This window comes from uncultured Sphingomonas sp. (assembly GCF_964237155.1).
Classification (GTDB): Bacteria; Pseudomonadota; Alphaproteobacteria; order Sphingomonadales; family Sphingomonadaceae; genus Sphingomonas.
This window is the reverse complement of record NZ_CAXSHH010000090.1, coordinates 1-8,327: the sequence shown is the minus strand read 5'-3', so window position 1 is coordinate 8,327 and position 8,327 is coordinate 1. Positions and strand designations below refer to the sequence as shown.

The following is an 8,327-nucleotide window of genomic DNA, read 5'->3' as shown; positions in this document are numbered from 1 at the left end:
CCAATGTCCAAAACCGGGGAGCCAAAAGCGGGCCGTGAGCGTCCGGGTATGGGTCACACCCTTAATTCAGCCGAGCCGTGCATCGGGCTCCAAGCCGGCATCCACACCTTCTTCCGTTACATCTTCATAGGCGGTCTCTAGGCTCAGGACCCATTGCGGGGTAGCCAGAACAAGACGATGGCGGCGATCGTGATGGCGGACATGAAGGTGTGGGCGCATCGATCGTAGCGGATGGCGACGCGCCGCTATTATTTCAGGCGTCCGAACATAATCTCGATGCGATGTCGGTCGCGGTGGAGCTTCTTGCCATGACGGATGGGCTTGGAGCGGTTGGCGCGACCGGGGATGCATGGACGGGTGCCGCGGACGCGCAGCGCTTGGCGGAACCAGTCGGAGTCGTAGCCCCCGTCGGCGATGAGCACGGGAGCGCTCGGCATGGCCGCGAGCATCGCAGCGGCATCCTTATAGTCGCTGACTTGGCCCTCGGTGAGAAGCAGGACACAGGGCCAGCCCCGCTCGTCGCAGACGACGTGCAGCTTGCTGTTCAGCCCGCCCTTGGTGCGCCCGATACGGCGCGGAACAGCCCCTTTTTACGCAAAGACGCGGCAGTTCGGTGCGCCTTGAGGTGCGTGGCGTCCACCATGAGCTGGTCGGGCGGCCCACCCTCGGCGGCGAGTTGATGGACGGCAAATGAGTCATCATGGATCCAGCCGCCGGGTCTCTGCCTTTCACGGCCGCCACCAGCGTCACGATCCCGATCGCACGATCAGGGTTGCCGCCAACCACCTCCACCATCTCATCCATCAAGTCGGATGCTATCGAGAACGCTCACGCGGTTTCAGCTAGCTCAGCGTCGTTCGGTTCAGTGAACATCGAGCTACATCCTTGTTGAAGTCATTTCAAAGCGCCTGCCGTCAAAAGCCAAAATTGAGAATCGCGCACGGCTTTGTACTTTACGCGCCACGTGCAAGCTTTGCTTCCTGTGCTAGAATAACCGCAGCATCATTGAGCGGGTCTTTAACAGGCCCGAAGTCACGCTTTACTCCGTCATTCGGACACACCTCGGTCAGAAGGTCATACACACTCGTGTCGGGCGTAGCATACGACCACTCCGGATCGGGAGGCACGCCACCCCGTTGTCCCCATCCCAACCATGCCAGACAATTTGAAGGAATCGGTATCGCCGTTGCCCGCAATCCAGCTCGTTCAGGACTTTGCTTTGCCTTGGTGACGCGCCGGGACGTGCCGTCTTGACCCTTGTCGACCAAGCTCGTTCGGTTTGTTACCTGAAATGCTCGCGCGATCGATGAATGTGACCGTTCCTTCTACCTCGTCGAAGGTGATAGCTCATTATTCGGGACCGGTCGAGACGGTCGGTGCGGCCGCCCTCGCAATCTTGCGACCTGCTTGAGGCGCAGCGCTCAACGCCGTGCTGACGGTGCCCGTGGCGATCACCGCGAGAAGCGTCATCTTCATGCGCTAGTCCTCGGCTCGAGCGAGCCGGGCCGTGATGACCTGAATGGATGCATCCAGGTGCCGCTACCTTTAGGCAGGGCCCTGGACAAACGTAGCGGCAACCCGGCCAAAGCACGAGGCTCGGCCGTCATCCGCTATCCGGAAGGGGTCATCACACCCCAACGGCACTCTGTTTGCGTCACTAAGGCGCTTCTCGCACAATACTAGCAGCTTGTCAGCAGTCAACGAGGCGCAAGTAGCCTGACGCAGTCCGCCCTAGACCAGCGCGCGTCTGACGCCGGCTTCGGCCTGGTACTGGGAAAACCAAAAACCCTGCGGCCAGAAGCCGACATGGAAAGACCGAGCACCATCGCGCTAAGCTCCCCAACGTCTTGCCACGCGCGTACCGAACCCGACGAACATGTAGCGAAGTAGCCCCATCCCAATGCGAGTAAGCAGAGGACAGGATTGAAACGTCCCGATCAACCCACGCGCGAAAACGGCCGAAGATCAACCATTAATACTCCAGTCCAGTCCACTATTTCAGGTACGAGTCTACCCTTTCAGGAAGCTGAAAACGCCTGCTCACACCTGCGAGTCGAGTCCACTGTTTCAGGAGAACCGACAGGTGAGGTCTTCATGCATGCCGCTGGAGGAAAGGGGGTACGGAGGCGGTCATGAAGACCTGGCTACCGCGCCGCTCTCCCGAGACGCCGCATCAGTGTCCGCCCTCGACCCGTTCAACCTTGGCATCACCGGACGCGTCGGCGAGCGCGGCCTCAATGCATTGCCCCATTCGGCGGCTGGTGCGTTGAGCACGCTCAGCCAGGAGCAAGAGATGACCGACAGCACTCGACTTGAATACGACATCAACTTCCCCGCCGATCTGCCGATCCAGCCGACGGGCAACGGGATCACCGACATGGAAATCGCCAAACTGCAGGCGGCCGTTGAAGACGGCGCCGAAGACCCCTCGATCGAGACACCGATCCCGAATGACGAACCTACGAAGGCCCAGGCTTGACGTTAGGCGGCCAAGCGCAAGACCTGGGTGACGACGCGTTTGCGTCATCACATTCACCGTGGCTGATTGGCCGCCACCAGCTACGGGAGGGGCGGTCGTACGTAACGAAAATAAGCTCCGGCCCATCCTGGCAAACATTCAAACACCTGCGCGCCAGTAGCTCCGCAGCCACTAAGACCCACAATCCGTCATTCGCGCGTGCTTCCCGGCCTCTCGACTTCAGACACCCATTCATGTGACCATCGCGTGATCCAGCGTCGTGATGTCTGCGCTGGATGCTCCGCCACAGCCGCTGGACGAAGATCACATGCGGATCTAGCCTCCACCCTTCACCTCGGGGACACTGCCGCGATGGGCTGGCGTGCAACAATCGCCTTGCCGCTGCTGCTAATCGCCGCGCCTGAGCCCCCCGGCGAACTGCTGCAAGTCGTCCACGCCGGGCGCACGACTTTGCGTTCGCGGGAAAACGGGCGAGTGCCGAGTCTTGTACTGCCTCGCGTCGCACACCCGCTCGATAGCGGAGCGCTGCTCGAATAGTCGCTGAACAGGATGCGGGGACGAGTTGTCAGAGGAACGACTTTGCCCTGTTAAGCACCAGCTTGCACATCTGGGTCCTGAGCTGCCCCTGCATGCCGTCCAGCCCAAGCGTGCGGCCGTTGCCGGTTTGCACCTGCCCCCCGTCCCCAGCCTTGTAGCCCGGCGATTGCTGCACACCGGGTCGGCTGAGCAGCCGCTCGAGGATAGCGCGCGCGCCGGTCGCCGGTGCGGCTGGCGTCGGGGTCGCGCTCGGCACAGCCGCCGCACCGCCAAGCAACCCACCGCCATTGCCGGCTGCCCCAGTGGTGCCGAGCAGGTTGTTCTTTAGGCAGTAGCCGAGCAAGCCGGCAGCGTTGCCCGCCCCGATCGAGCCAACCCGCGGCAAGGCCCCCCCGAGCACGCCAGCGAGCTCGCCCGCGCCGGGAGTCGTCTGAGCGGGGGCCGCGGCCGCGAGACCTGCGGCGGCTATGAACGCAAACAACTTGAACATCTTGGCTTCTCCTCTGCCGCCCGCTTCAACGGGCAACAACGCCAGCCCGTTCCGTTGACGTGGCCCCAACGACTCCAGCCCATGGTCGTTGAACAGCAGCTTGGCGTCCCGGATTTCGACGGGCGGCTCGGTCTTCTACAAAGCGACGGGCAACTTGCGCACGGTCAGATCCAACTCAGCAATGCCAAGATCGAGAGTACCGTACGCTGCCTTGATGTCGACATGGAAGATGCATTGGAACTGACGGAGCGAACCGGAGTCTGAGCGGACCCACACGCGGACCCACACGCGGACCTTGAGGCCAGTCTTACGCCGTCGCTAAAGCGGTAGGTCGTGCACATCGCGGACGATCGCAGCTTTGGCGTTCGTGAGTTGTCCAAGCAACTTCGCCGTTGCCAAGCGGCCGGTATCCGATGACGGTGCGCGCAAAGCCTGAAGGCTGATCAGGAGGGATGCGGTGGAGGTCGATTACGTCATTGTGGGCGGCGGCTCGGCGGGCGCAGCGCTGGCGGCGAGGTTAAGCGAGGACTCGCGTGTGACGGTCGCGCTGCTGGAGGCCGGCGATCGTCCGCCCGAGCGCGCGTTGATGCCGGTTGCGTGCGCCACCCTCCAGCTCGATCCCGAGACCGACTGGATGCTCACCGCCGACGCGGGGCGCGCGGGGCTCGGGCTGAAAGGTCGGCGAATGCCGGTGCCGCGCGGGCGGATGCTCGGCGGCTCGTCGGGCATCAACTACATGGCCTGGGTCCATGGCCATCCCGGGGACTTTGACCGCTGGGCCGAGCTGGGCGCCGAAGGGTGGTCCCATGACGATGTGCTACCCTATTTCAGGCGAGCCGAGGACGTAGTGCCCACCAACGAAGCGGTGATCGACGGGCCGGTCCGTGGCACCGGCGGGCCGGTCGGCGTCAGCGTCCGCTCGCCCGTGATCCCGGCGTCGCGCGACTTCGTCGTCGCCGCCGCGTCGACCGGCATGACGCATGGCGATTACAATGGACGCGACCGGCTCGACCCCGCCGGCGTCACTTCCTTGTTCCAGACCAGCACGCGGGGTGGTCGGCGATCGAGCACGTATCACGCTTATCTGGCGGGCGAGGCCGAGGCGCGCGCGAACCTGACGATCGTCACCGGCGCCCATGCGACGCACGTCGTGCTGGACGATGAGGACGGGCTGCGGGCGACCGGCGTCGAGTACCGCGACGTGGACGGCAATGTGCAGGTCGTGAACGCCGCGTACGAGGTAATCCTAAGCGGCGGCGCGGTCGGCTCGCCGCACCTGCTGATGCTGTCGGGCATCGGACCGCGCCGCGAGCTGGAGGCTGCGGGCGTGCGCTGCCGGCTCGACAACCCCCATGTCGGCAGGCACCTCAAGGACCACCTGCAATGCGGCATGTTTTTTGCCGCGCCCGGCATCGGCATGTCGCTGACCGAAGTGGCGATTTCGGTGGGGCCGGACGCGTTGCGCGCGCCCGCCGGGCCGCTACCCGCCGATCCGGCCGACGACGCGGACCTGCCCGATGCGCTCCTGGCGCTCAAGGCCGAAGCTGAGCGGCGGCTGGGCGAATGGGCGGCGACCGGTCACGGCGTTGCCTCCTCCTCGCTCTACGACGCGGTGGCCTTCTGCTCGACGGGGCTGGGCGACAAGCACAGCCACGACGCGCAAATCGCCTTTATCCCGTGCACCTACGACCTGGGCCTGTACGAAAACCAGCTCAACATCGACCTGACCAAGCTGTCCGCCGACGCGGCGACTTTGTTCGCCACCACTGCCGAGAACGTGACGTTCCTCCCCAACCCCGTCCTGCCACATAGCGAGGGCGAGGTCGTGCTAACCAGCGCCGACCCGTCGGTGCCGCCCACGATCGCCATGAACTACTTCGCCGACCCGCACGACTTGCGCGTGATGGTCGCGGTGATGCGCCGCACGCTGGCGATAGCCGCTGCTTGGCCGGGGCCACATCGGCTTGGCCCCTGGCTGGTCCCGCCCGACCTCGCCCGCGCGCATCACCATGTCGAGGGCGAAGCGCCGAGTAACGCCTTGCTGGAGAGCATGGCGCTGCATTTCTCGACAACGGTGTACCACCTGTGCTGCACCTGTCGGATCGGCGACGTCGTCGACCCCGAGCTGAGGGTGATTGGGGTCCGCGACCTACGCGTCGCCGACGCCAGCGTGATGCCCGACATCATCAGCGGCAACACGAACGCGGCGGCGATCATGATAGGCGAACGCGCGGCCGACCTGATCGCGAGCATCCACAAGAACGCCGCATGATCGCCGTTTCGGGACGCCGCCGCTTGTTCAGGGTTTTACGCGCAGAGAAACACCCGCGTCCGCGCCAGACGGCGACCGGCATCGATCCGCATCCCGAGATGGCAGACCTCCGAGCCTGGGCGGCTCGGAGGCGGCCTTGCTCCTACTCGTCGCCGGCCTTGAGGTTGACCGAGGTCTCGGCGAGCTGGTTCATATACTTGTCGCCGCCATAGATCTCCTCCGTCGCGCCTTTCAGCTTGGCGGCGTCGTCCTCCAGTCCGAGCGCTTCCGCATAGGCCGCGGCCGTGCCGAAGCCGGCGATGCCGTAGTGCGTCATGCGCTGGTACTGCGCGATGATCACCGCGTCGCGGAGCGGACCCTTCTTGGGGCCTTCCTCGACGATGTGCTTGGTGGCCTCGGCGACGAGCCCCTCCATCCCCAGGCAATGCTCCTTGGACACCTTCTCGTCTTGCCCAGCGATCAGCTCCTTCACAATGTCGGTGTGCTTGGCGATGCCCTCCTGCGATTTCGCCAGCATCTCCTTCAGCTTCTCGTCGGACGCCTTGCTCCCGATCTTTTTGAGCAGGCGGCTCATCTGGTCGTTGGCGGACCAGAGATCCTTCAACTCGTCGACATAAAGATCTTTAAGGCTGTCGGGTGTGGACATGAAGGTGCTCCGTTCGGATGCGATGGGCTGACGATATGGCTTCCCGCGCGGTAGCCGTCGTGCCAGTCAACCGCTGAGCGTCCAATGTGTTGCAGCCGGCCACACCGACATAAAGCCGATCGCCAATTGGCCGTGATTTGTCAGGTGAAGTGACATGGGAGGTCGGCTGCCGACCTCCCGCGCAACCGCTCAAACGAGTTCGGCGAGCGCCGCCGCTTCGAAGCCCTTCAGCCCCGCGGCGTTACCGCTGCGCACTTTATCCACCCAATGGGGATCGGTGATGAGCGCGCGACCGACGGCAACGAGATCGAACTCGTCGCGCTCCATCCGCTCGACCAGCTTGTCCAGGCCGACGGTAGTCGATCCTTGACCGCCGAACGCGCCCATGAAGTCGCCCGATAGCCCGACCGAACCGACGCTGATCGTCACCGCGCCCGTCAGCTTCTTGGCCCAACCGGCAAAGTTCAGCCCGTTCTCGCCGTCGATCTCTGGGAACTCCGGCTCCCAGAACCGCCGCTGCGAGCAGTGGAGAACATCGACGCCCGCCTCAACCAGGGGCTGAAGCCAGTCGGCCATCAGCTCGGGCGTTTCCGCCAGCCGTGCGGCATAGTCCTGCTGCTTCCACTGGCTGACACGCAAGATCATGGGAAAATCACTGCCCACCGCGGCCCGCACGGCGGCGACCACCTCGGCGGCGAAGCGCGAGCGGTCACGGATTGTCATGCCGCCGTAGCGGTCGGTGCGCCGGTTCGTGCCCGCCCAGAAGAACTGGTCGATAAGATAACCGTGCGCACCGTGCAGTTCGACCGTGTCGAAGCCGAGCCGCTTCGCCTCTCCCGCCGCCTTCGCGAAGGCGGTGATGGTGTCGGCGATCGCCGTGTCGCTCATCGCGGCCCCGCGCTCGACTCCCGGCGCGTCGAATCCCGACGGACTTTCGACCGGCGCGTCTGGCGTCCAGTCACCGGCCGGCGGGCCGTCGACCGCGCCGGTGTGCCAGATCTGCGGCCCCATGCGTCCGCCCGCATCGTGGACCCCGTCGATCACTCCCTCCCAGCCGGCGAGCGGCTCGTCGCCGTGGAAGAAGGGAATGCCGGGATGGTTGCGCGATGACGGCCGGTCGATGACGGTTCCTTCCGACAGGATCAGCCCAACCCCGCCCTCGGCGCGACGCCGGTAGTAGGCGGCGTTGGCCTCGCCCGGAATGCCGCCGGGCGCGAAGGTACGCGTCATCGGTGCCATGACGATGCGGTTGGACAGCTCCATCGAGCGCACGCGGAACGGACGGAACAGGGTATCGACGGACGCGGGCATAGGTGTCTTTCTTGTTATTCGGCACCTTAGGTATATATCGGAAACCTGGGTTCAATAGAGCACCACGGATCGACCAGCTATGCCGGGAGGAAACTCATGACCCAGTGCCGGCACTTCGCGGTCGATTGCCCAAGCCGGCTGCTGTTCGACCAGATCGCGGACAAATGGTCGATGATGGTGCTGACCGTCCTCGATGGCGGGCCAATGCGGTTCAACGCGATCAGGCGTCATCTGGAGGGCGTGACGCAGAAGGCGCTGACGCAGTGCCTGCGCCGCCTGGAGCGAAACGGCCTGCTATCGCGGCGGGTGATCCCCGCGTCGCCGGTGGCGGTCGAGTATTCGATCACGCCGCTCGGGCGATCACTTCAAGACCCTTTCAAGACGCTCTACGCCTGGACGACGGAGCATCTCGATATGGTGGAGGCTGCGCGGCAGGCGTTCGACGGGCGCGACGCAGCATGAGGTCTCCAACCACCCACCGGCAATCGGCGGAGACGTGAACGGCTCGTGGCTCTCAGGACTCGCGGCGGATCCTATCTGATCTTCCCTCGGTGTGGCGGACACCTCTGATAGGCTCCGCAGGAGCCCTGGA

Annotated in this window: 8 protein-coding genes and 1 pseudogene; 4 read left to right on the top strand and 5 right to left on the bottom strand. The window is 64.5% G+C overall.

The features are described 5' to 3' along the window. Positions 1-143: 143 nt before the first annotated feature. Together ACFE71_RS13780 and ACFE71_RS13775 are read right to left on the bottom strand one after the other, a co-directional pair. Positions 144-676, bottom strand: a pseudogene (locus ACFE71_RS13780) (IS5 family transposase); the annotation flags it as partial. Positions 677-1,350: 674 nt separating this feature from the next. Beyond that, positions 1,351-1,476, bottom strand: a complete 126-nt coding sequence (locus ACFE71_RS13775) for a hypothetical protein (RefSeq protein ID WP_375429348.1) — start codon at positions 1,474-1,476, stop codon at positions 1,351-1,353. Positions 1,477-2,098: 622 nt separating this feature from the next. Here ACFE71_RS13775 and ACFE71_RS13770 point away from each other — a divergent pair. Further along, on the top strand, positions 2,099-2,479 hold the full coding sequence (locus ACFE71_RS13770) for a hypothetical protein (protein ID WP_375429347.1): 381 nt from the start codon (positions 2,099-2,101) through the stop codon (positions 2,477-2,479). A gap of 565 nt (positions 2,480-3,044) precedes the next feature. Here the strand turns inward: ACFE71_RS13770 and ACFE71_RS13765 are convergent. Then, positions 3,045-3,506, bottom strand: coding sequence for a DUF2501 domain-containing protein (locus ACFE71_RS13765; protein ID WP_375429346.1), 462 nt, complete (start codon positions 3,504-3,506; stop codon positions 3,045-3,047). Positions 3,507-3,587: 81 nt separating this feature from the next. Between ACFE71_RS13765 and ACFE71_RS13760 the strand changes: the two genes are divergently transcribed. Continuing rightward, complete coding sequence (locus ACFE71_RS13760; RefSeq protein ID WP_375429345.1) at positions 3,588-3,770, top strand: hypothetical protein; 183 nt, start codon at positions 3,588-3,590, stop codon at positions 3,768-3,770. 193 nt (positions 3,771-3,963) lie between these two features. After that, positions 3,964-5,778, top strand: a complete 1,815-nt coding sequence (locus ACFE71_RS13755) for a GMC family oxidoreductase (protein WP_375429344.1) — start codon at positions 3,964-3,966, stop codon at positions 5,776-5,778. A 142-nt stretch (positions 5,779-5,920) separates the two neighbouring features. On the opposite strand, the gene ACFE71_RS13750 is transcribed toward ACFE71_RS13755, so the two are convergent. Further along, on the bottom strand, positions 5,921-6,424 hold the full coding sequence (locus ACFE71_RS13750) for a ferritin-like domain-containing protein (RefSeq protein WP_375429343.1): 504 nt from the start codon (positions 6,422-6,424) through the stop codon (positions 5,921-5,923). A gap of 189 nt (positions 6,425-6,613) precedes the next feature. Further along, a complete protein-coding gene (locus tag ACFE71_RS13745) occupies positions 6,614-7,735 on the bottom strand; it encodes an NADH:flavin oxidoreductase (protein WP_375429342.1) in 1,122 nt (373 codons plus the stop codon). Positions 7,736-7,831: 96 nt separating this feature from the next. Between ACFE71_RS13745 and ACFE71_RS13740 the strand changes: the two genes are divergently transcribed. Then, positions 7,832-8,197 (top strand): winged helix-turn-helix transcriptional regulator, encoded by a 366-nt coding sequence (locus tag ACFE71_RS13740; protein WP_375429341.1) that lies wholly within the window; start codon positions 7,832-7,834, stop codon positions 8,195-8,197. Positions 8,198-8,327 lie beyond the last annotated feature (130 nt).

Bases quoted from the DNA above. Each gene is read 5' to 3' on its own strand.
- ACFE71_RS13775 (WP_375429348.1), bottom strand. From the start codon at position 1,476: ATGAAGATGACGCTTCTCGCGGTGATCGCCACGGGCACCGTCAGCACG.
- ACFE71_RS13770 (WP_375429347.1), top strand. From the start codon at position 2,099: ATGCCGCTGGAGGAAAGGGGGTACGGAGGCGGTCATGAAGACCTGGCT.
- ACFE71_RS13765 (WP_375429346.1), bottom strand. From the start codon at position 3,506: ATGTTCAAGTTGTTTGCGTTCATAGCCGCCGCAGGTCTCGCGGCCGCG.
- ACFE71_RS13760 (WP_375429345.1), top strand. From the start codon at position 3,588: ATGGTCGTTGAACAGCAGCTTGGCGTCCCGGATTTCGACGGGCGGCTC.
- ACFE71_RS13750 (WP_375429343.1), bottom strand. From the start codon at position 6,424: ATGTCCACACCCGACAGCCTTAAAGATCTTTATGTCGACGAGTTGAAG.
- ACFE71_RS13745 (WP_375429342.1), bottom strand. From the start codon at position 7,735: ATGCCCGCGTCCGTCGATACCCTGTTCCGTCCGTTCCGCGTGCGCTCG.
- ACFE71_RS13740 (WP_375429341.1), top strand. From the start codon at position 7,832: ATGACCCAGTGCCGGCACTTCGCGGTCGATTGCCCAAGCCGGCTGCTG.